Genomic DNA, 260 nt, shown 5'->3' with positions numbered 1-260 from the left:
AAAGATGACGGCGGTGCAGATATTAAGGGATCTGTAGACGTTCAGGATCGTGATGGTTCTATCGAAATTGTTGGCTTCAGTCACGGTTTAAATATTCCAGTGGATAGTGCCAACGGTAAAATCACCGGCAAGCGATCACACTCTCCCATTATGATTGAAAAAGAGTTTGATAGCGCCAGCCCATACTTATACAAAGCCGTTGCTACTGGTCAGACGCTGAAAAGTGCGGAGATTCGCTGGTATCGCATTAACCATGCCGG

General features: G+C 46.2%; 1 protein-coding gene. It reads left to right on the top strand.

Translation table 11 applies throughout. From position 1 onward, the window contains the following. A partial coding sequence (locus SB765_RS30945; RefSeq protein ID WP_410932662.1) for an Hcp family type VI secretion system effector occupies positions 1–260 on the top strand: 260 nt, incomplete at both ends.

Source organism: Pseudomonas sp. SIMBA_067, from assembly GCF_046534675.1.
Taxonomy (GTDB): domain Bacteria; phylum Pseudomonadota; class Gammaproteobacteria; order Pseudomonadales; family Pseudomonadaceae; genus Aquipseudomonas; species Aquipseudomonas putida.
This window is presented reverse-complemented; position numbering and strand designations above follow the sequence as displayed.